21 protein-coding genes and 1 riboswitch are annotated in these 22334 nt (G+C 47.1%); of the genes, 10 read left to right on the top strand and 11 right to left on the bottom strand.

What is annotated here, in order from left to right; translation table 11 throughout:
- Positions 1-2 precede the first annotated feature (2 nt).
- From BMY78_RS28565 to BMY78_RS28550, 4 genes are all read right to left on the bottom strand, one after another.
- On the bottom strand, positions 3-1001 hold the full coding sequence (locus tag BMY78_RS28565) for a BtrH N-terminal domain-containing protein (protein WP_256222497.1): 999 nt from the start codon (positions 999-1001) through the stop codon (positions 3-5).
- Positions 1002-1031: 30 nt separating this feature from the next.
- Positions 1032-1946 carry a helix-turn-helix transcriptional regulator gene (locus BMY78_RS28560; RefSeq protein ID WP_090904628.1) on the bottom strand — a complete coding sequence of 305 codons (915 nt, stop codon included), beginning with the start codon at positions 1944-1946 and terminating at the stop codon, positions 1032-1034.
- 84 nt (positions 1947-2030) lie between these two features.
- Positions 2031-2219 carry a hypothetical protein gene (locus BMY78_RS28555; protein ID WP_076291183.1) on the bottom strand — a complete coding sequence of 63 codons (189 nt, stop codon included), beginning with the start codon at positions 2217-2219 and terminating at the stop codon, positions 2031-2033.
- Positions 2220-2361: 142 nt separating this feature from the next.
- Positions 2362-2685, bottom strand: coding sequence for an ArsR/SmtB family transcription factor (locus BMY78_RS28550; RefSeq protein WP_079350162.1), 324 nt, complete (start codon positions 2683-2685; stop codon positions 2362-2364).
- 211 nt (positions 2686-2896) lie between these two features.
- Here BMY78_RS28550 and BMY78_RS28545 point away from each other — a divergent pair, with 211 nt between their 5' ends.
- Positions 2897-4273 (top strand): MFS transporter, encoded by a 1377-nt coding sequence (locus BMY78_RS28545; RefSeq protein WP_090904627.1) that lies wholly within the window; start codon positions 2897-2899, stop codon positions 4271-4273.
- Positions 4274-4481: 208 nt separating this feature from the next.
- The gene (locus BMY78_RS28540) at positions 4482-5696 is read left to right on the top strand and encodes a sugar efflux transporter (RefSeq protein WP_090904626.1); all 1215 of its coding nucleotides are present in this window, start codon (positions 4482-4484) and stop codon (positions 5694-5696) included.
- A 130-nt stretch (positions 5697-5826) separates the two neighbouring features.
- Here the strand turns inward: BMY78_RS28540 and BMY78_RS28535 are convergent, their stop codons facing one another.
- The 3 genes from BMY78_RS28535 to BMY78_RS28525 form a co-directional block, all read right to left on the bottom strand.
- On the bottom strand, positions 5827-6276 hold the full coding sequence (locus BMY78_RS28535) for a nuclear transport factor 2 family protein (RefSeq protein ID WP_090904625.1): 450 nt from the start codon (positions 6274-6276) through the stop codon (positions 5827-5829).
- Positions 6277-6491: 215 nt separating this feature from the next.
- Positions 6492-6899, bottom strand: coding sequence for an Rrf2 family transcriptional regulator (locus BMY78_RS28530; RefSeq protein WP_090904624.1), 408 nt, complete (start codon positions 6897-6899; stop codon positions 6492-6494).
- Between the two features lie 109 nt (positions 6900-7008).
- Entirely contained in the window at positions 7009-7845 is an 837-nt protein-coding gene (locus BMY78_RS28525) for an AraC family transcriptional regulator (protein ID WP_090904623.1), read from the bottom strand.
- A gap of 118 nt (positions 7846-7963) precedes the next feature.
- Between BMY78_RS28525 and BMY78_RS28520 the strand changes: the two genes are divergently transcribed.
- Positions 7964-8968 (top strand): Gfo/Idh/MocA family protein, encoded by a 1005-nt coding sequence (locus BMY78_RS28520; protein WP_090904622.1) that lies wholly within the window; start codon positions 7964-7966, stop codon positions 8966-8968.
- A gap of 21 nt (positions 8969-8989) precedes the next feature.
- Positions 8990-9937 (top strand): aldo/keto reductase, encoded by a 948-nt coding sequence (locus BMY78_RS28515; RefSeq protein WP_090904621.1) that lies wholly within the window; start codon positions 8990-8992, stop codon positions 9935-9937.
- A 246-nt stretch (positions 9938-10183) separates the two neighbouring features.
- On the opposite strand, the gene BMY78_RS28510 is transcribed toward BMY78_RS28515, so the two are convergent.
- Together BMY78_RS28510 and BMY78_RS28505 are read right to left on the bottom strand one after the other, a co-directional pair.
- Positions 10184-11203: a Gfo/Idh/MocA family protein gene (locus tag BMY78_RS28510; protein ID WP_090904620.1), complete on the bottom strand. Its 1020-nt coding sequence runs from the start codon at positions 11201-11203 to the stop codon at positions 10184-10186.
- Between the two features lie 27 nt (positions 11204-11230).
- Positions 11231-12007, bottom strand: a complete 777-nt coding sequence (locus tag BMY78_RS28505) for a sugar phosphate isomerase/epimerase family protein (RefSeq protein ID WP_090904619.1) — start codon at positions 12005-12007, stop codon at positions 11231-11233.
- Between the two features lie 143 nt (positions 12008-12150).
- Between BMY78_RS28505 and BMY78_RS28500 the strand changes: the two genes are divergently transcribed.
- The 6 genes from BMY78_RS28500 (at position 12151) to BMY78_RS28475 (ending at position 19543) form a co-directional block, all read left to right on the top strand.
- Positions 12151-12969, top strand: a complete 819-nt coding sequence (locus tag BMY78_RS28500; protein WP_090904618.1) for a helix-turn-helix domain-containing protein — start codon at positions 12151-12153, stop codon at positions 12967-12969.
- 213 nt (positions 12970-13182) lie between these two features.
- Positions 13183-13881 carry a response regulator transcription factor gene (locus BMY78_RS28495; protein ID WP_090904617.1) on the top strand — a complete coding sequence of 233 codons (699 nt, stop codon included), beginning with the start codon at positions 13183-13185 and terminating at the stop codon, positions 13879-13881.
- Between the two features lie 20 nt (positions 13882-13901).
- Positions 13902-15344: a sensor histidine kinase gene (locus BMY78_RS28490; RefSeq protein WP_090904616.1), complete on the top strand. Its 1443-nt coding sequence runs from the start codon at positions 13902-13904 to the stop codon at positions 15342-15344.
- Positions 15345-15485: 141 nt separating this feature from the next.
- On the top strand, positions 15486-16244 hold the full coding sequence (locus BMY78_RS28485; protein WP_177185904.1) for an ABC transporter ATP-binding protein: 759 nt from the start codon (positions 15486-15488) through the stop codon (positions 16242-16244).
- 3 nt (positions 16245-16247) lie between these two features.
- Positions 16248-18650: an ABC transporter permease gene (locus tag BMY78_RS28480; RefSeq protein WP_090904615.1), complete on the top strand. Its 2403-nt coding sequence runs from the start codon at positions 16248-16250 to the stop codon at positions 18648-18650.
- A 35-nt stretch (positions 18651-18685) separates the two neighbouring features.
- Positions 18686-19543, top strand: a complete 858-nt coding sequence (locus tag BMY78_RS28475) for a hypothetical protein (RefSeq protein ID WP_090904614.1) — start codon at positions 18686-18688, stop codon at positions 19541-19543.
- 162 nt (positions 19544-19705) lie between these two features.
- Here BMY78_RS28475 and mmuM read toward each other — a convergent pair whose 3' ends face one another.
- On the bottom strand, positions 19706-20737 hold the full coding sequence (mmuM, locus tag BMY78_RS28470) for a homocysteine S-methyltransferase (RefSeq protein WP_090904613.1): 1032 nt from the start codon (positions 20735-20737) through the stop codon (positions 19706-19708).
- Positions 20715-22127, bottom strand: a complete 1413-nt coding sequence (gene mmuP / locus BMY78_RS28465) for an S-methylmethionine permease (RefSeq protein WP_090904612.1) — start codon at positions 22125-22127, stop codon at positions 20715-20717. Before mmuP ends, mmuM begins: the two co-directional genes overlap by 23 nt.
- A 94-nt stretch (positions 22128-22221) precedes the next feature.
- A riboswitch (SAM riboswitch) is annotated at positions 22222-22324 on the bottom strand.
- Between the last annotated feature and the right edge of the window lie 10 nt (positions 22325-22334).

Genomic DNA, 22334 nt, shown 5'->3' with positions numbered 1-22334 from the left:
CCCTACCTTGCTGAATGTGCTCCCCAACGTGGTACAGTGTTGCGTTTACGATCAGGATACTTCGAGGAGATCAAACGAAAATAATCAACAGCCTGCTCTTCCAATGCTTTCGCTTCCAATAAAACCTGTGCCAGCTTCTCTGTGGCGTCTGCCTGCATAATCCTTCTGTTATGTTCCTGAATCATGCATCCCTTCATCTGTATAATCAATGCTCCAAGCTGTTCATAACATGCATAGGCTTGGTCCAGTTCGGGCCATATCCCCCGCACATCCTGCAAATACATCTGAATTTCAGTTCGGGACTGGCAATAGGATTCCAAAATATACACAGCACCCGATGCATCGTAATCTTCACCCCGAAGGGCTTGCACCCACACATCATAAGCCATTCTGCCCGAAATGATATTCCGATCAGGCAGTAGACGATAAGGGATATCCCAATCCTCAATTGCTAATCTCAATGATTCCAATAGCTTCTCTTGTTCAGGGATATGTACCTGGTCACCAAAGACCTGACAATACCAGAACCCGGTGAAGTTTAATCCGAAATTGTCATACAACAAAATCTGTGATTCCTTGCTCCAGCCATCTTGCACATAAAAGATGCGATCACAGTCATCATACCCATGAATAACGCCAAATTCCGGAAGCCAGTAGATTACCCCGATGCCTGCATCCAGGCTACGTTTCACCCAATTCACCGCATCCCGCTGGTAATACCCAAATGTGGGATGACGTGTCCGTCCCCCATCCCAGATCGTGAATATCCCCAAGTTGTCGATCCCAGGGCGATGAGATTCTCCCCATTGACCATAGGCTGTAACCGACATGGGCAGTAGTCTGCGATGCACTGAAAGTTTGAATGCCATACCTGTATACCCAGCGAGCACATACTTGGAACCCTGAAACAGACCCGCATGGGTCAATATAGCGTGTAGGCTATCCACATATGATTTGGACTCCCGCTTCATGATCAGGTTGTCTAACACAACTTCAGTCAAAAAAAATCCCCTCTCCATGGTTGTTCTAATTCACGTTTGCCTTGCGCTTATGGCAAGCCTGTCGATTATTCCTTCAGCACTTTGCTGAAACTTTCGTCTAAGCCACATTGGAGACAACAGTTCCTCCCACTCGCTAATGAACAAATGCTGTAGGAAAGCATCCGTATCATAAAATTCAATCCAGTGAACCTGACCTTGCTTCTCTCGAATCCGATATCCATGCCACAGCTCTGTTTGCCGCACTTCTCTCAGTCTTATCTCAGCGACAAACGGTTTACGGACAGGCAGCGCCTCTTCCCATGAACCCAGCAACCCGTCTGTCTGACACTGAAACGTCTCGTTCGTCATCTGCACATGAATCATGCCCTCCAGCCGGATGGCCGTTTGCTGTAAAGGGTCCATTTCATAACCAACCACGTAATCTGCGTTGAACTGGGACAGCATCTTCAATGGACACCAGGTAAATTGCCGTTCTCCGGCATGATCTCTGTAATGGATATGTACTTTGCGGGATTCGGTAATCGCATGGGACAGAATCTCAAAGAACTGAAGCTGCTGCGGATCTGCTTTAAACACAGGAAGCTGACTGCTCTCCATCTGCTGTTCCTCGAGCGTAAAACGCTCCAGTAAATGCGCCACACGCTTTACCGCATCTGACTGATCATAATTGTAATGCCGATAACGATGCGCCAGATACTTAAGCACCCGCTGTTCTTCTTCCGTCATATATAAATGGGGCAGCCGGTAGGTCTGATCCTCGTAACAATACCCCCGATATTTTGCGATATACACCAGAGGGGCACGCAGAGAAATCGTCATATATTCAATATCACGCTGGGCCTGGCGCCGGGATATTTCAAATTCACGTGCAAGCCAGCTGCTGTTCGGAAAACGTCCACTCCGAATCTGCTCGTCAAACCAGTGAATACGATGCATATTGCTCATTTCCCCGCCCCCTGGCTCATTCCGTATTTCGTAATTATATTATACCAAAAGACATGGCCCGTTCCGAAGAACAGGCCTGTTATGTTATACGGTTGCCTTATCCACTCTGGACTGCACAGCTTTGGAACATTTCTTGCATACTTTCAGACTCGTACCATCTGTTTTCGTTTGCGAATACAACAATTTAATCCGGGTGCTGCTGCACACCGGGCATGTTCCTCTTCCTCGGGATGGTAGATTCCACAGGACGCGTCCTCTTTTTGTTTTTGCCAACGTTTGTGAACCTCTTTTCGATATGGTTTGTGTGTTTCCCCGTTATTATAGAGGAAGTGGTACGACATAGAATGTCGCAGCAGTATGGAACATGCCACATATAAAAAAATGTCCCCTCTTCGACTTGAAGAAAGGACATTTTTTAGGATTCATGTATTTCAGACTGAGCTGCCGCTTGTAACAACGGCTGCAACAGACCAGGAAAACGCACTTCCAGATCCTCGGATCTTAGCGTCAGGAAATGCTGTGTACCTTGCACTCTCACCCGAATGACTCCGGCTTCCCGCAGGGTCCGAATATGGTGTGACATCGTGGATTTCACAACAGGTGCACGAAAATGACTGCAGGGCTGCTCACCATTTCTGGCTGCTTCGGTTACGATCCCAAGACGAATGGGATCACTTAAAGCGTACAATACGGAAGAAAGTTCAATATCCTCCACTTGAGGATGGTGCAAAATTTTCATCGTTGTAGTCTCCTTTTTTTCAGACTATCCATTGTATTTTAGCACAGTTCCATGATATATTTCTAATGTTCGATACCAATCGAACTTACAAATCTATTTCGTTTATATATCCCCTGCTGTCAGGCATGGGATTCACTCTATACCACATTTTGCAAATGTTACACACCGTTTCTGAAATGTTGCGAAATACACATCAATCTAGGAGGTTTTTATGAACAACACCGCAACTGCATCATCTGGGGAACGGACAGCAGGAATACAGGAAGGGTTAATCGTAAGTCTGCTTGGCTTCACGGTTGTGCTTGTCGTTATGAATACGATGATGTTCAATCTGGCCCTGCCCAAAATTGCAGCTGAATTTATGCTCTCATCTGTCTCTTCTTCCTGGATTGTCACCGGTTATTCTATCGTTTTTGCCATTTCCTCGATCACGTTCTCACGTCTATCGGATTTTATTCCGATTCGCACCCTGTTTACGACCGGTCTTACACTGCTTGGTGCGGCATCCGTTCTTGGTTTCTTCAGTAACCATTTTATCCTTCTGCTCATTGCACGTCTGATTCAGGCTGCGGGTGCAGCTTCTGTACCAGGGCTAGCTATCGTTCTTATTACTCGTTACATTCCAAGTGACCGCCGGGGTAAATCCATGGCTGTTGTCATGTCGGCCAGTTCACTGGGTCTTGGACTCGGGCCTGTGATCGGCGGCAGTATTACACAGTTTCTCGGATGGCATGATCTGTTCATCGTTACCGGACTAACCTTGTTTCTGATCCCTGTATTTTTCAAATTGCTTCCAAGTGAGATGCCGCAAAAGGGTTCATTCGACTTGCTCGGCGCACTGTTACTGGCGATCGGAACAACTGGCGTTCTGCTATTCCTGACTTCGCGTGAATGGATAACCCTCGTTATTGGTGCGGCTGCACTGGTTCTGTTCTGGTTACGAATTCGCCGTGCGGCTGATCCCTTTGTCCAACCGGCCCTGTTCAAAAACAAAAAATATATGATGCTCAGCTCCCTGGGGATTGTATCGTACATTAACAACTTCTCGACGCTGTTCCTGCTGCCGCAAATTCTGGCACATCTGTATGGCCTGACTCCGGCCCAGTCAGGGCTTGTCATCTTTCCGGGTGCAATCGTGTCCATGCTGTTATCCAATCGGATTGGCCGCATGATTGACCGACACGGCAATACTCAACTGCTCAAGTTCGCACCATGGTTGCTGCTCGCTGCTGCCGGACTGTTTGCTCTTTTTGCAGACGACAGCATCTATGCCATTATGGCCGTATACATTCTGCTTAGCGTAGGCTTCTCTGCACTAACAACGAGTGTATCCAATGAGTTGTCGGGCAATCTGACGATGGATCAGGTTGGTGCTGGCATGGGACTGTTCCAGCTCAGCCAGTTCTTCAGCGGTGCATTTAGTGTTGCGGTAACCGGCGTGGCATTGACAGCCATGCAGCAATTGCCATTAGCCTCGGCGTACACCAACATTTTCTGGGGTATGACCGTAGTTGCTCTGGCATCCATTATTTTCTCCCAGGTGTATCTGAGAATGCAGTCACGGAAGAAAACCGTCGCTTCACACTAAACAGGTTTCAAAGGATCTTACTTTTAATAGACTCTTCATACAAAAAAGCGAGGGATTGGACCGATAGAGTCTGATCTCTCGCTTTTTCTGTTTGTTATTAGACTAAAAGAAATCAATAAATATTACTTTATCTCTGTTATTCTTATATTATAACCAGATCGTATATATATTTTGAAAATGATAAAACCAAGGGGATGTCTACTCACATATGAAACTTCAAAAGTTTAATTCACTATTTCGTATCCCTACATACCGGCTGTTTCTCGTTTGTATGTTGTTGCAAGGCATGGCGATTTCAATCAGCGCTCCCTTTCTGGCGGTCTACTTTACAACCCGTCTCGAAGTATCCATCGCTACATTCGGATTATTCACTGCAGTAACACTTATGGCGGGTGTGTTGTTCAGTACCTGGATCGCCAGACGATCGGATCAACCCGGGGCTCGCAAAAAAATTCTGGTGTCTGCCATGATTTGCAATGCTCTTGCTTTTGCCGGGTATCTGTGGATTCACGACTTCACTTTATTATTCATCTATATGACGGTGCTGACTGCACTCGGATCTCCCGCCATGCCACAATTGTTTGCAGCTGCAAGAGAAGCGGTCAATACCGCAACGAACGTCGATCATGCTGTAGCCAATTCAACCCTGCGCTCCGCGTTTTCACTGGGGTTTATTACGGGACCTTTACTCGGGACTTTACTGATTGCATATATTGGGTACACCGGCATCTTCAGTTCAACGTGTATTATTTTTTTGATCAATGCGTTATTATTTTTCTTTCTCTTACAAAAGGCTCCCGAGCCTTCTACCCTCCGTGCATCAACAGGTGGCATACATATGAAATTGCATCAGGATGCAAGAATCTATATGCCTTTTCTCATTACTACACTCCTGTATATGGCACATTGGATGAATAATCTGAATGCATCACTGTTCATTATTCACCATCTGGGCGGTGGAACCCGGGAAGTTGGCTGGATCTCCAGTCTATGCGCGGGGCTTGAAATTCCGATTATGTTAGGCTTGGGTCTGCTCGCTTCAAGATATCCCAACCGCACACTCATGTTATGGGGCGCTCTGATGGGTGCCGCTTATTATGTAATAGTATTGTTCTCCACGGAACTGTGGCACTTGCTGGCCGGACAACTTTTGCTCGCATTCTTTGTCGCCGTCATCTCTGCTATCGGGATCAGTTACATGCAGGATCTGCTTCCGTCCATGCCCGGCTATGCGTCAACACTCTATTCCAATGCCTCCACGTTGGGAAGATTATTTGGCAGCTTGGTGGGGGGATGGACAGCCGGAGCGTGGGGGTATCGGAATGCTTATTGGGTGTGTCTGATGCTCGTTCTGCTTTCGTTAGGCATGCTTGTTATCACTCAACAATTGTCAAAAGAAAAGCGTCAGACCCTTTCACTCTAATCAGATCCTCGGAAGCAAGCCTGAGTAAAAGTAAAAGCTTGAACATACCAAAGCCCCAAGGACGCAGCTATAGCGCTCTTGGGGCTTTGGTTATCATCGTTGTAATCTTCTTTATATGAATAAGAGAACACTATTCAAACAGATCCAGACGTAGACGCTTCAGGCTGGTATGCTGGATGAGCCATTGACCATCGATTTTGACAAACGTCTCATGGTAGTGTCCAAATCCGTGAAAGGATTTATTGTCATTGCCTTCGGGGAATGTCACCCAATCTTCCATTGGAGAGATGACTTTGGCTTCATTCTCGGATACAAATTCAACTTCGGCGCTATGTACGTGATGCACCGTTACGGCAACATCCACCAAATCCCGGAATACTTGAACGATGGTGTCACGGCCGGTTAATACCGGTATTGGATTGCCTTCTGTACTGAAATCAGCTACGGCACCCGGAGCAAACACCTCACCCAACGTATCCCACTGCTTCGTGTCAATATAACGGCAATAACGCGCTTTGGTGTTCCGAATGTTTTCCAGTGCAAGCAGTTGTTCCAGTCCTGTGATGGTTGATTGGCTCATGTGTTGTCCCTCCAGAAATCTAAGATGTAAGCAAATATGTATTAACAACTTCCTTCCTTATTGTACCATTCCGCTCATATTCGGTACAATCTCTTCAATCCTCATCCGAGTACAGCAAAAAAATCCTTCCAACTCCCTTAAACAGGGAAGAGAAGGATTTGAAATTCGCGCTTCAACGGGCGCAGCGAGAGGATCAACTGGACCTCTGATTTAGGTTATAAAGAATGTGCAGCTTTCATCTGGGCAGCCAGCTCAGACATTTTTTTATTGTGCAAATAGCTCTCCATCTCTTCTTCCGCACGAACCATCACCTGCTGAATCAGGCAGCCTTCGTTATGATCCTGCGAGCATTCGAACAGGGAAGCCTGTCCTTCAATGGCATGGATAATCTCCAGAAATGAAGGGTCGGGATTCTTCCGGCTAAGCCGATAACCACCATTGGCACCGGAAGTTGATTCGATCATGCCGGCTTTGACCAGCTTGGTCAATATTTTAGATAAGTAGGTTGGAGATACTTTCTGCATCTCAGCTAACTGATGTACACTGACCAGTTGTTCCGGTTCGGTCGCAACCAGGAAAAGCATGGTATGCAGGGCATAGTTTGTAGCTTTCGAATATTTCATGAGGGCACCTCATTATATACGGATTTAATTTATCTATAATAGACTTGATTGAACGCTCTGTCAAACGTCGTAAGTTCCCGCATAATCAAATAAATGAACATCATTACATCTAAATGTGGTAAAGCCCGCGATATTCCGTTGGAGTCATGCCTTCATGGGCCAAGAACTGGCGGTTAAAATAACTGGCATTGGGATACCCCGCCTCCTCTGCGATCTGTCCAATGTTGGCCGTAGGCCGTTCCAGCAGCCACTGCTTTGCCATCTGTAACCGCGAACGGGTTATAAATTCCATCGGGGTCATCTCCACAGCACTCTTAAACATTTTGCAAAAGTAATACGAACTCACACCCGCCATATCCGCCCAATCCTGTAACAAAAACGGTTGGCATGCCTCCTGCTGCATCTGTGGAAGCAGTGCAAGGATACGACTCTCAGCCTTGCTTGTGCGTGTGCTTTTCAGTGGAACAGCATGCTGTACGAACTCGGCCAGCACAGCGTAGGTCAGGGTAGATAGTTGGGCAGGACGCAGCATCCGGTTCTGCTCGGCTTCATTTAATAGAGCCATATGTGCTTCTTCCCATGGAGCCTGCTGCCGCAGCGTCCACAACAGATTGCGGTGCAACCCCCGCTCAATCATATAATCATGCAGACGTTCACCGTAAAAATGAACCCATCGCACATCCCATGGATCATCCTCACTACTGTAGTAATGCTGCCGCTGCTGCGGGAAATACAGTACAGCCTGACCCGCACGAAGCTCATGCACTACCCCATCCACTTCCACGTACCCCTTGCCCGCAGCAACATAGTGGATATTGAAGTTGTTCAGTGCGCCAGCCTCCCGTAATACAGTGTGCTCGGGGTGGTCGACATAAAGTCCAACGGATTCTGGATAACAAAAATACGGAATATCCTGTAGGGTTAGCAATACAGTCTGTCTCATCATAGCCTATTCTCTTTTCTCAACAATATTGTGTTAACTCATTTCAATATATTATCATTTTCATTCATTCATCTATTACTTATAATCACAATATACATTCATTCATAGGAGGAAACAACAAATGAATTCAGATCGAAAATTGCGCTGGGGAATTATTGGTAGCGCTAGCATTGCCGTGCGATCCGTTATTCCAGGTTTGCAGCAATCCGAGTTGAATGAAGTAACCGCCATTGCCAGCCGGGATGAAGAAAAAGCGAAACAAACCGCTGACCAACTCGGCATTTCTCAAGCCTATGGCAGCTATGAAGCTTTACTTGCTGACGATTCCATTGATGCGGTCTACATTCCGCTTCCGAACCATCTGCACCGGGAATGGACACTCCGTGCCGCAGAAGCCGGTAAACATATTTTGTGTGAGAAGCCACTGGCACTGACGGAGCAGGAAGCTCAGGAGATGGTGCAAGCCTGCGAAGACGCTGGTGTGCATCTCGCTGAGGCTCTCATGTACCGACACCATCCACGTTATGATCAAATTAAAGATATTATCGCCAGCGGAGAAATTGGTGAGATCCGCGGCATTCATAGTACATTTTCGTTCAACAGTTCCGGTGCGACAGGTAATGTTCGCTTCCGGCGTGATTGGGGCGGCGGTTCACTGTATGATATCGGCTGTTATTCCATCAGTGCAGCACGCTTGCTGCTTGGCCAAGAGCCATCCGCGGCAACCGTCATTGGCATGTTCTCCCCTGAGCATGGTCATGTGGATATGATGGCTTCCGGCCTGCTTGAGTTTGACAATCATATTGGCGTAACCTTTGACAGCAGCATGTGGGCAGCCTTCCGCAACACACTGGAAGTGCTTGGATCAGATGGCATCATCGAGGTTCCTTCTGCTTATATCAGCAATCCGGACCGGGGCTCCAACTTCTTCGTAACTGTTGACGGTGAGCGTAAGGAGATTGAAGTTCCACAGGTGAATCACTACTCCCTCCAGGGAGACGACATGGCACGAGCTGTACTTCAAGGTAAAGCTCTGCGCTTCGCTCCATCCGATGCTGTAGCCAATATGAAAGTACTCGAAGCTTGTCTTCGTTCAGCAGAAGAACGTACACGAATTACACTATAAAAAGAGAGGATGAACTGAATTATGGAATACATTGAAATTGCTGGTGCAGGCAAACCTATCTCCCGATTAATTAAAGGAACCGATTATTTCTACCATGATGCCTATGAAAAAGCAGCTACGAACATGGATGCATTCCTGGCGATTGGCGGTAATACCGTTGACTCCGCGCATATTTATTGTGGCGGGCAGAGTGAAGAAGTGCTCGGACGTTATATGCAGGAACGGGGTAACCGTAACGAGATCGTTATTTTGACCAAAGGTGCGCATCATGACCAGAACGGCCCACGCGTTAACGCTGATGCTATCCGCAGCGACCTTCTTACCAGTCTGGAACGGTTGCAAACGGAACATGTGGAGCTATATGCCCTGCATCGGGACGATCCCAACATTCCGGTTGGCGTAATTCTCGAAGCGTTGAATGAACATATTGAATCCGGCAAAATCGGCGCGATTGGCGCCTCCAACTGGACCTGGCAGCGGCTGGAGGAAGCTAACGCTTATGCTGCAGCTAACGGTCTGAAAGGTTTCACATTCAGCAGTCCTAACCTCAGTCTTGCCAAAGCAAACGAACCGTTCTGGGCAGGATGTGTATCGGCAGACGAAGAAACGTTGGCATGGCATGAGCGCACCAAGCTTCCATTGCTGTCTTGGTCATCCCAGGCTCGCGGCTTCTTTACCGGACGATTCACACCTGAAGTGCGGGATAATGAAGATCTTGTTCGTGTATTTTACAGTGACGGCAACTGGGAACGTTTGCACCGGGCGGAACAATTGGCAGCGTCGAAAAATACCACGCCAATTCAGATTGCACTTGCTTATGTATTGAACCAACCCTTCCCGACATGTGCGCTGATTGGCGCTCAAAATCGGGCGGAACTGCTCTCCTGTGACGAAGGTTCTCGCATCACATTAACCCGTGAGGAACTGGATTGGCTGGACCTGGGCAGTCATGTGAAGCCAAGCGTTTAAATTTAAATATGCTTTGTGACCCAACCTTAAAGGTTAAGGGGCTGACTTATCCGCAATGTCGCGGTGGTCAGTCCCTTTTGAGATTCCAACTATCGGTTTAACATCATTACGTATTCAACCCATCCTGGTTGTCATGAGAAAAGTAATAAAAAGAGACTACCCGCCAGAAATATTTCTCTGGAGGTAACCCCTTTTTAATATTAGATAGTCAAACGAATTAAAGTAATGACGATGATATCGTTACGATTACAGCTTCACGATCTGACCCGTTTTTTCGGATTCGAATGCTGCCAGAATCACTTGCAGGGAACGCAGACCTTCTTCACCGGAAATGCTTGGCGGTGTTTGCGTTACAATCGACTCTACAAATGCGTCAATAACGCCGCTCGGTACTTGTTTCTCGTTGGTAGCCATTGCGCCAACTTTGTATGTTTCAACCGTACCGTTAGTCAGCTCAACAATAACCTCGTCGCCTTCTACCGTTCCGATCTTCATCACACCATTTTCACACCACAGAACCGTACTGTTATCTCCTGCTCTGTATTGTGTCCAGCTCGCTACCAGCGTACCGATTGCACCGCTCTTCATACGAAGCAAGCATGTCGCGTTATCGTCCACTTTGGTGTTTTCCTTGTGCAATGTGCTGATAAAACCAGCAACTTCGGATACTTCGTCATTCAACAAATAACGAATAAAGTCCGATTTGTGCACGCCCAGGTCACCCATGGCACCCATAATCGCTTCTTCTTTGCGGAAGAACCAGCTTTCTGCACCGTCTACGCTCCAGCCTTCCGGACCCGGATGACCAAAGGAAGTACGGAAATTCAGGACTTTGCCAAGTTTGCCGGAGTCCAAGATTTCTTTGGCTTTCACGTGTGGAGGCATCAAGCGCTGGTTGTGTCCAACCATCAGATACACACCGTTTTTCTTGGCAGCTTCAATCATTTGCTCGCCTTCTTCGGTTGTAACCGCCATCGGTTTTTCCACCAGTACATGTTTACCGGCATTTGCAGCAGCAATGGCCATCGAGGCATGCAGATAGTTCGGCGTACAAACGCTGACTGCATCCACTTCTTCGTTTGCAAGCAATTCTTCGTAGCTGGAGTAAGCTTTACCGCCGTAAGTTTCGGCCATCTTCTCCGCACGCTCCACGATCGGATCGGCAAATGCGACAAGTTCTACGTTCTCATTGGCAGCATACTCTGGAATATGTCTGCGCTCGGCAATAGCACCACAGCCGAATACAGCAACTTTAATTTTACTCATGTATAAATGTCTCCTTTGACAATTAAATTAGAATTGGTTCAAGTAATTTTGCTTCAACCAGTTGTGGCTGTTGGCTACGCTTTCAAGCGGTGGATTCTGGCAAACGTCCTGTTCCACGATCAGCCACTCTACACCTGCACTTGTAGCCGCTTCAATAACAGCTGGCAGATTAACGGAACCTTGTCCCAGTTCCAATGTCTTCATCTGGCCCTGTTCATCTTTGCTGAAGTCTTTCAAGTGAAGCAACGGCAGACGGCCTGCATATTTGTTGATATACTCAATCGGATTTTGTCCGGCAAATTGTACCCAACATACGTCCATTTCCACTTGAACCGCTTCAGGTGTCGTTTGAGCAAACATCGCATCAAAGGCATTTTCGTCGCCAACCTGACCGTGGAATTCGAAATCATGGTTGTGATAACCGAAGATCAGACCTTGTTTAGTCGCTTCAGCACCATATTGCTGCAATTCGTTGAACAGTTTGGTCCAGCCTTCTGCATTCTCTGGACGATCTTCAGGCATCAGGTAAGGGCAGATCATATATTGAGCCCCAATCGTTTTGAGGTAATCGATTTGTTGTTGCAAATCTTCACGCATGGCATGCAATGAAACGTGGCTGCTAAAACCTTTTAGGCCAAGCTCATCCAATAGCGCTTTCATTTCTTCGGCAGGAATGTCACCATATCCAGCGAATTCAACACCTTCATAACCAAGCTGAGCTACTTTGCGCAACGTTCCACGGAAATCTGCTGCAGTTTCATCACGGAGTGTAAACAATTGCAAACCAATATTAAGTTTTTTCATAATAGATGCACCTCTGCTCTCAAATTTGCTTTCATTGCTCTATCTGGTATCATCCTAACGCAAAACAGGCTAGAATGAACATATACAATATCGTCAGAACATGAACTATCTGATCAAATTTTTAAATTTGGAGGATACATCATTTGGAAACCTCAGTGCTGATCTGTGATTACTCATATCATTACAAGGCGTTCAACCATAATATGAAGGGCGAGTTGCAGACTTATCTGTTCCGTCTGCAAACTGAAGGTTCTTGCAAGGTATATGTGCAGGATGAAGAATTTAAGATGACTGGCGGGGATTTACTGCTGCTCAAACCCGGGGACGATTATCACCTTGTGGTAGAAGAGCCTCACAAGGAGGGCAGGTTGTCCAGCGGAGACTATTACTTGTTCTGTGAAGGGGAATGGATTGATAGCTGGTGGAAGCGTCACCATCGATCCACGGTGAGCCACATCGGACTGGATGATAAATTGATCAGCCTCTGGCGCAATATGCTCCTGGAGAAACGGCGTGGACCGCTGGAGGAAAATATAGAACTGAGTGATGCACTGCTGCGCGGTTTGTGCCTGTATATTGATCGGGCCATCAAGGAGAATATCCAGACGGATCGTTCTGTGTCCTCGACACTGAAGCTGAAACGATTCATTGAAGAACATGCCACCGTGACCTTCAAACTCGAAGAAGCCGCCCGCTACGCAGGACTAAGCCTGTCTCGTGCAGTTCGATTGTTCAAGGAGCACTATGGACAAACGATGATTCAGTATGCAATTGAGATTCGGTTGAACGCTGCCTTGGAGCGTATGAAGTACAGTGATATGACCTTGGAGCATATTGCGGAAACATGCGGCTTTGCAAGCTATTCCTATTTTCATCGGGTATTCCGATCCCATTTTGGAATGTCCCCGGCTGAATATCTCAAATCCCAGGCCCATCAATCCATTGATTTGGAGCATGTCTAGGTGCCGTTGAATTTCAAATTCCCTCCTTATTTCAGGATGAAAGCAGCTGATTTTCAATCGGCTGCTTTCTTTTTCCTAAACTTCTTCCCAAAACCTCTTTCACTTCCCATGACTTCATGGGAACAAACCAGTATAGTTAAAATATAGTATTCTTACAAATTCATACATAGGTTAGTCTTATACTCTACCACTCTACTATCTGGAGCGATTAACATGAATTCTAAACGTAAAATTCTCATTATCGAGGATGAGCACGATATCTCGCGTATTCTACGAGACTACTTGACGAAGAATCAGTATGAAGCGGCAGTAGCCGGTAATGGTCAGGACGGCCTGCAGATGATGGAAATGCTGCAGCCGGATTATATCATTCTGGACATCATGCTTCCGGATATGGATGGCATTGATGTATGCCGCGAAATTCGGAGACGAAATAACATCCCCATTCTCATTCTGAGTGCGAGGGGAAGTGATACGGATAAGGTGCTCGGGCTTGGATTCGGGGCGGATGACTATATGACCAAACCATTCTCCCTAAGCGAGTTACTGGCCCGCATCAATGCTCATTTCAGACGATATGATAGTGTGAGCACAGAACAAGATCACACCCATATACTGCGTCTGGGTAACCTCCAAATTGACAAGAAAGCCTATAAGGTCACCGTCGACGGGAATGAGGTTTCTCTCTCCGCTAAGGAGTTTGAATTGCTGTTTCATCTGGCAAATCACAAAAATCAGGTTTTTTCCAAATCCCAATTGCTTGATGCGATCTGGGGATATGCCGCCTACGGCGATGAGAATACCGTTACTGTGTACATACGCAGATTGAGAGAGAAAATTGAGGCAGACCCTTCCCATCCTTCTGTTCTGAAGACGGTGTGGGGCGTCGGATACAAATTCAATTATGAATAAGCAGGAATGGAGACCACTACATGTCATTATCCACCTGGACCAAACGCTGGCTCAAAACTTCATTGACTCTCCTAGTTATTCTGATTGGATGCAGCCTTGTCTTCTTTCTTAATTTGCTCATTGGAAGACACTCAGGTGAGACAAATCTGGCCATCAATCAGGTTCGTCTCAGGGTTAACCCGATTCTGCTTCAACTGGAGCAAAACCATGAACGATTAAATGAGCCGGATCTTCGAGATCAACTGCGCTTCATCGCTGAGAAAAGCGGCCTTGACTTCGACTATGTCGGATTGGACGGAATGGTGATACTGTCCTCCTCTCCTTCCTCCGAGGGAACACAGATCAATTTGCGATCTGCTTTGCATTATGATCTGAATCATGCATTGGTGGCCATGGACGGAAGCCAGTCGCTGAACCTTGCCTTTCCTGTGATGGATGGACCGGGTGGCGGGCAGATTGGCAATGCCATTTTTACGATTCCACAATCACTTGTCATCGTCCAAAAGTCCTCTACATTCACTTTTTTCGTTCTGGGAACCCTGGTTATCATCTCTATCCTCCTAGGATTCCTCCTCATATTCATGAAGCGTAAGATCAGAAAACGGATGTTGTCCCCCATCCATCAGTTGAAACAACATGCGGAATCCATTCTCAAAGGGCAGTATAATGACCAGATTCAGTATAACCGGATGGATGAGATGGGCGAACTTTATGCCATGCTGGATTTGATGCGCACGGAAATCATGCATTTGAGTGAGCAGCGTATTAGACAAGAAAAAGCACAAAAAGAACTGATTACGAATATATCCCATGAACTCAAAACCCCGATTACAACGGTAAAAGCATACATAGAAGCCATTCTTGAAGGACTGTGCTCTGATGAGGAGACGCTGAAGGAATATATGGAGATCATGCGTACACATACAGACAAAACAGCCCGTCTTGTCGAGGACCTTCTTGTTCATGCATTACAGGAGCTGGGGCAGATTTCTGTGGAGCCGCGTGAGGTTTACAGTCGATCCGCATTTGAAACGATGTTGAACCCTATTGGACATATCGTACGAATGAACGGTCTGATTTATGAAGAGCCGGAGCATTTCCCCAATGTTCTTATCCGAATGGACCCTATACGAATTGAACAGGTCCTGTCCAATCTGGTTTCCAATGCGCTCAAACATACCGTCCCGGGAGATTCTATTCGGATTAACGCGGAACTTGATATAGGTAAATTGAGGATTAGTATCGCCGATTCAGGGCAGGGAATCCGAGCTCAAGATATGCCTTTTGTATTTGAACGATATTTCAGGGGAAATGCCTCACCTTCCGCAAGGAATATACATGAGGGTACCGGTCTCGGTTTGTCCATCTGCAAAAGTATAATCGAAGCCCATGGAGGACATATTTCCTTTTCCAGCAAAGAGGGTCAGGGCACCCTGTTTCAGTTTACTCTTCCAATCTGCTGAGCATAGAAGTTCATTTCCAACCTTCTTTTCATCTCAATCCATTTACCAATAGGGCTGTAATACTTTATTCATAATTTGATAAGTCTTTCTCAACATCCCCCTATTAGAATGAATCGTATACTGTCATGGGGAGTGATCTGCTTGACCAAAACATCCATTATCCGCGCTCAAAACTTATGCAAGACATATAATACTGGAAGCGAACAATATCATGCCATACGCAATGTTGATCTTGATATTTATGAAGGGGATTTCACCGTCATCATGGGTAATTCCGGATCAGGCAAATCAACGCTGCTCTATCTGTTAAGCGGACTGGACCAAGTAACAGCCGGCGAGGTTTATTTTCAGGATCAGCGTATTGACGCCTATAGTGAGCGGGAAATGTCCGAATTCCGTACTCGTAGAATCGGCTACATCTACCAAAGTATCAATCTGGTGCCCGATCTTTCCATCCAGGATAACATCGCTTTGCCAGGTTACATTGCCGGAAGCAAAAAAAGTGAGGTCAAGGCACGTTCCACCCACCTCATGAAGGCAATGGATATCGATGGACAGAATAGCCGTCTCCCCTCCCAAACCTCGGGTGGCCAGCAGCAACGAGCAGCTATTGCACGGGCGCTGATCAATTCACCAGACATCATCTTTGCAGATGAACCCACGGGAAGCCTCAACTATGAGCACGGGAAAGCCGTGCTGGATATCCTGACCGATATCAACCGAAAGGGACAGTCTGTTGTGATGGTTACGCATGATATCAAGGCAGCCTGCCGGGCGGATCGTCTGATCTTTATCCGGGATGGCAAGGTTGGAGGTATTCTCGAGTTTGACAAATATGACGAACACCAGATCCAAGATCGGGAATCGATGGTCTTCGCGTTTGTGTCGGGAAAGGAGTAATTTATGGCTGCTATGTTGAAACTGAGCCTTTCCTACCTGAGCAAAAATAAGACACAGAATCTGTTTATCACCTTGCTCATTTTGCTATCTACACTACTGGTATCTACTGCGGTTATTATTCTGGCCAACACGGGCAATCTGTTCAACGAAATGCACACCCGGACCAACGGGTCCCATCAAATATTGACGTTTGATAAAGGACTGAATGACCCTAAAGCCGTCTATGACTGGTGGGCTGAACAGGATGGAGTTGAGGTTTCACCTTTGCTCACGTATCGTACCTTATCCGGAATCGCCTTCAAAGGCATGGACATTCCCAACCTTTATCTGTACATGATGAATACCCCTCAGCCGCCCTGGGCCGTCGATGAACTGATCTTTTCGAGTGGTGCGCAGAGTTCGGCTCCCGAACAAGGGAGCGTATGGATTCCCACTTCAATGGCGAATGCCTATGATATAGCCGTAGGAGATACCGTTAATTTCAAAACAGGGTCCTCCGCGCTTGATCTTCGGGTATCCGCGATTGTAGTCGATGTACCTTACGGTGCACCATTCACCAATGCGGCAAGGATCTGGATGAACAGTACAGACTACCAGAATGACTTCCAGGCACTCGCAGGAAAAGATAATTATATGATGGGTATCCATTTTGATGATTATCGAACCAACTCCAGCTATTGGGATCGTTACAACAGTGAGACCCATACCCCTTTCTTGGAAACCAAGATGGAGTTTGAGAGTATCTCTTCCTTCTATCTGATTATCAATCAGATTATTGGATTCATTATGATTTTCCTGGGTGCTGTCATGATGGTTATCGCTCTCATCACCATTGGATTTACCATTTCGGATGCCATTCTGGCCAACTACAAAACAATAGGGATTCTGAAATCACTGGGATTGACCTCCGGGAGAACAATCGGTACCTATGTTATTCAATATGCTTTGCTGTCCATCATTGCCGTTATTCCAGGACTGGCGCTGAGCGTGTTTGTATCCAAATTCATTATCAACATTTCTGTGTCTTCTCTGCGAACTGGCAATGGAGATGTACCGATGGAAGGCATCGGAGCAGCCATGTTAGTCGGCATACTGCTGTTTGCGCTGGTAATATTATTCGTTGTGTTGTACACCAAAAAGGCGCGCAGTATCGAGCCTGTTCAAGCCATCCGCTACGGTATGTCGGAAACAGAAAATACCCGCTTGGCCCGACGAATGAATTCGCCTCTAGCCAACCGGGTTGGATTTGCCCGGCTGCCAGTAGCCGCCGTCATTGGCATTCGAAATCTGATCAAGAATACCAAGAGCTCTGTTCTGATGCTGCTGTTAACCACGATGGCTGCCTCTGTGCTTGTCCTTGGATATGTTGTACTGACGAGCATTACCGGAATTTATCAGACGGCGGCCAAATGGGGTTATGACAATGCTAACATTGCCGCCGTCGTGGTGAACAAATCTACCTTCCCCAAGGATGAGTTAAAGCAGGTGCTGGAAAAGGACCCTCGCATCAAAAATGTGGGCTGGCAAGGGAACATCACAGGGGTCGTCAGTCCCGAGTCATCAGCGAAAATGGCCGGCCAATCCACCAGTCTCTACCTGAGTGTACTTGATGGGAATTACAAAGAGCTTGGATTCGAAACATTGAGAGGTACCAATCCTGAACGTGAAAATGAAATTTCGATTGGTGTAGGTGTTGCACGCATGTTGAACAAGGATTTGGGCGACCTGATCGACCTTTATATCGAGGGTGAACAGCGTACGTTCATGATCACAGGCGTCTACCAGGCTATCTCCAACCTGTCTATATCTGGGCGTATTACCGTTGATGCTGTGCGAAGTGTGAACCCCAATTATGAGGATGTCAATGTAGCCTTTATCAATGTCAATGATCCATCGCAGGCAGAGACCATTGCGCAGCAGTTAAACGAACAATTCAAAGACTCTGCTTCCATCGTCACGCAGAAAACCCTGCTTGATTCCGTATATGCTGAAGCTGCAAGCATTTTCGTTTACCCCATGGCTCTCATCGGTCTGTTGTTTATTCTCGTTACGTTCATCATCATTTTTAGTACCTGCCGAATCAGTATTCGTAAAGAAAGCAAAACCTACGGTATTTACAAGTCCATAGGCATGACTTCTAGAAGAATTCGATTGTCCGTTGCCATGGGCGTTGCAGCTATATCCACCATCGGCGCAGTACTTGGAGTCGTTGTCGGTGTGTACGTGCTGCCGCGTCTGCTTGAAAAAGTCCTATCGGGATACGGGATTGTACAGATTCCCCTTATCCTGAATTGGGGAGGAATCATATTATTTGCCTGCTTGAGTATTCTTGCCGCAGCTCTTGGCTCCTGGGTATCCTCGAGAGTGATCCGAGATGCATCCCCACGTATCCTGGTCGTTGAATAACACATGAACATATGAAGGATGAAGGAGACAAGAACATGCGAAGAGTATACAAAAAGCTTCTGGTTGCCCTGAGTTCAGTCAGTCTGTTGGCTGCATGCACGAATAACCCCATCACATCACCATCCGAAGGCAGCACTTCACAAGGTGCAGAGTCCGGATGGATGAAGTTGATTAGCAGCAACGCCATAGACAAGGAGCTTGCTGAAGCAAGCCTGCAAGAGGTTTCCAATACACTGATTATTGAAAATTCCGTTGGAAATATTGAGATACGTCGCGGTGAAGACAGCGGGCTTCATGTCCGCACAACCCTTCAGGCATTAAACAATCGTTCTGGTGAATCTACGCTGGAAGAACTCGGCCAGAATGCGGAAGTCTCCTTGATAACCAAAGGGAAGAGGACGTCCGTCCAGCTTCAAGCCAAAGGACAGGATGGAACGGATATATGGTCCTGGGCCAACAAAAATCTGGGGAACTCCCATTTTACTGTTAACTATGTTGTGGAAGTTCCTGCCCAAGTCGCGGAGTATGAGATATCCACCGAGGTAGGCACTATTTCACTCACCGGTCTGAAAGGCAGTTATGATGTATCCAACAATACGGGATCGATTGAACTTGCCGAAGTTGAAGTGGACGGAAAATCATCGATTACATCCGATGCAGGCACTATTCGTCTCGATCTGAACAACCTTGCCGAAGGAAGCCAGTTCAAAGCTTCAACAGAAGTAGGCACGGTCACAGCCATTCTCCCAGCCAACCTTGCATACACGTTGAAAACAGCGACAGATTTGGGGAAAGTCTCGGGTGCGGCGAAAGGAAAAACAGACATTAATGGCGGCGGACCTTTGCTCTCCTTACAGACTTCCTTGGGTTCCATTTCAGTGGAGAACAAATAATTGGATATGCTCAATAGCTGATGGCAATCCGTTTATCTTTAATCCAGCGAAGAGATTCTGGGCTTGAGTCCTTCGAAAAAGACGCAAAAAGAGTCCTCTCAAATCCGTTAACGGATAGAGAGGGCTCTTTCCTGTACAAGATATAACTCACATTTCAGAAAGTCATCTTTGACTCCGCCACTTTTTCGCCAGTTCTTCAATCTGACGTGGCGTAGTGCGGCAACAGCCGCCAATAATTTTCGCACCTGCCGCCACCCACTGCTCTGAAGCATCGCTCATACTGCCACATGTACCGTGACCACTCCATGTCTTCGTTACTGGATCGTATACCTCACCCGAGTTCGGGTATACAATAATCGGTTTATCGCTGGCACGGCTCAGAATACCTACCGCTTCCGTTACCAGTTCCATGGGAGCACAATTCAGCCCAATCGCAGCAATCTGAGGTTCAGCTCCTAACAATTGTGCACACTCTTCCAATGGCGTGCCTTCACTGATCGCTGTCCCGTCTTTTAATGAGAAGGAGAGCCATGCATAGGCGTTCGGAAATTCTTTTAATAAATCGATCAGTACCTGTGCTTCCTGCAAGGATGGGATCGTCTCAAAGGCCAGAATATCCGCCCCTGCTTCCAGCAAGGCTGTGATCCGTGGACGATGAAACGCGCTCAACGTCTCGTCCGAGACACCATAGTGACCGACATACTCCGAGCCATCTGCCAGATATGCGCCGTACGGTCCAACGGATGCAGCAACAATCGGTCTTGGACGAGCCGATGCCCTATTTCCCATGGCAACTGCCGTTTGTTTTTTACCGTTTAAATCATTGCCGGATACATGCTCTGCGGCTTCACCTTGCACTTCTGCCCAGACATCATCTCGCGCCTGCACAGCCAACTCCACCGTCTTGCGAATCAGCTCCAGCGACTGCTGCTCTCCGATGCCTCGCTTGCCGAAGCCTTCCACCGTCGCCTGATAACTGGATGTAATCGCACAGTCGGCTCCAGCGCGAAAATAATCTGCATGGACCTGAAGGATCACGTCCGGATTCTCCAGTAACACACGTGCAGACCAGAGCGGATCATCCAGATCACAGCCATGCTGTTCCAGTTCGGTTGCCAGCGCCCCATCCAGAATCATGACCGGATACTCACGCAGGATCTGTTCTATGGGATTAGTCTGTTGTACTTGCGTCATGTACTTGTCCTCTTTTCTTATTCACACGTTCTGTCAGATAATAAACTGCGTAACACACTGCAATGAATGGAACTCCGCAATACAGCGCTATTCGCTGTGTCGGGTCAAAAGCAATGCCTATACATGAAGCCAGGCACAATATAAATGAAATAATCGGTACCGCCGGGTACAGTGGTGTGCGGTAGACCAGATCTTTGACCGCATGTCCTTCCCGGATATACTGTCTGCGGAACATATACTGTGAAGCACTGATGCTCATCCATACCGCAACAACAGCCAGACCTGAAATGGAAACCAGTGTAATATATACGGTACCTGGCGCAATGATACTGGACAGCAAAGCCAGACCGCCCCCAACCATACTGATCAAGAGCGCATTCAGCGGCACACCACGTTTGGTCAATGTGGCAAACCATGGGGAGATCGTCTTTTTATCAGCCAGAGACCAGAGCATCCGTGAAGATGCATACAACCCCGAATTAGCCGCAGACAGAATCGCCGTCAAAATAACAAAGTTCATAATGTCTGCTGCATAGGGTACTCCCACCCGCTCCATGACCGCCACAAACGGACTTTCGAGCACACTCGCATCCGACATCGGAAGCAGTGCCGAGAGAATGACAATTGTTCCGATGAAAAAGATAATTAAACGCCACAGTGTGGTATGGATCGCTTTTGGAATCGTCTTCTCCGGATTCTCTGTTTCCCCGGCAGCAATCCCAATCAATTCGGTACCCGAGAACGCAAAGTTTACGGCAAGCATCGTCATTAGTATCGCAGTAGCCCCATTGGGGAACCAACCCGATGCTGTAATATTGGATAGAAACGGTGCAGGTTCCGAATCTGCCATTGGAATAATACCAAATACGGCTGCGCCCCCAAGAATAATGAAGACTACAATTGTAAGGACTTTAACTGCGGAAAACCAGAACTCCGATTCCGCAAAAAATTTGACAGTCAGCGCGTTGAACAGGAAGATCATAAGCGCAAACAATGCGCTCCAGATCCAAACATTCACTGAAGGGAACCAGCGCTGCATCAACAGCCCGGCCGCTGTAAATTCGGAACCGAGGGCAACCGTCCAGGTTAGCCAATACAACCAGGCTACTGTGTATCCTGTTGCTGGTCCGATGTATTTTGCCGCATAGCTATGAAACGCCCCTGTCTCTGGCATATGAACAGAAAGTTCACCTAGACAGAGCATGACCAGATAGACGACAATCGCTCCGATCAGATAAGACAGAATGGTACCGATCGGTCCTGCCTGCTGGATAGTATAACCCGAACTTAGAAATAACCCTGTACCGATGACTCCACCGAGTGAGAGCATAACTACATGCCGTGCCTGCATTTTACGCTGAAAATGCCCCGTATCTTTGTTGTTATTCATGCCTGCTCCCCTACTTCTTCATCCAGAAAACAACAAAACAAAAAGACACACTCTTCCTGAAGAGTGCGCCGTTACTGACAAATAAAAACAAACGCTCCTATCTATCAGGCTGTTCACCCGCTGGAATTAGCACAGTATCCTTCAGATCTGTTGCTGAGGTTTCTAAGGGCCAGTCCCTCCACCTCTCTGGATAAGAAAATGATTTTT

The organism is Paenibacillus sp. OK076, assembly GCF_900110055.1.
In the GTDB taxonomy this organism is placed as follows: domain Bacteria; phylum Bacillota; class Bacilli; order Paenibacillales; family Paenibacillaceae; genus Paenibacillus.
Note: the sequence above shows the minus strand (reverse complement) of the source record. Positions and strands in the feature narration are given on the sequence as shown.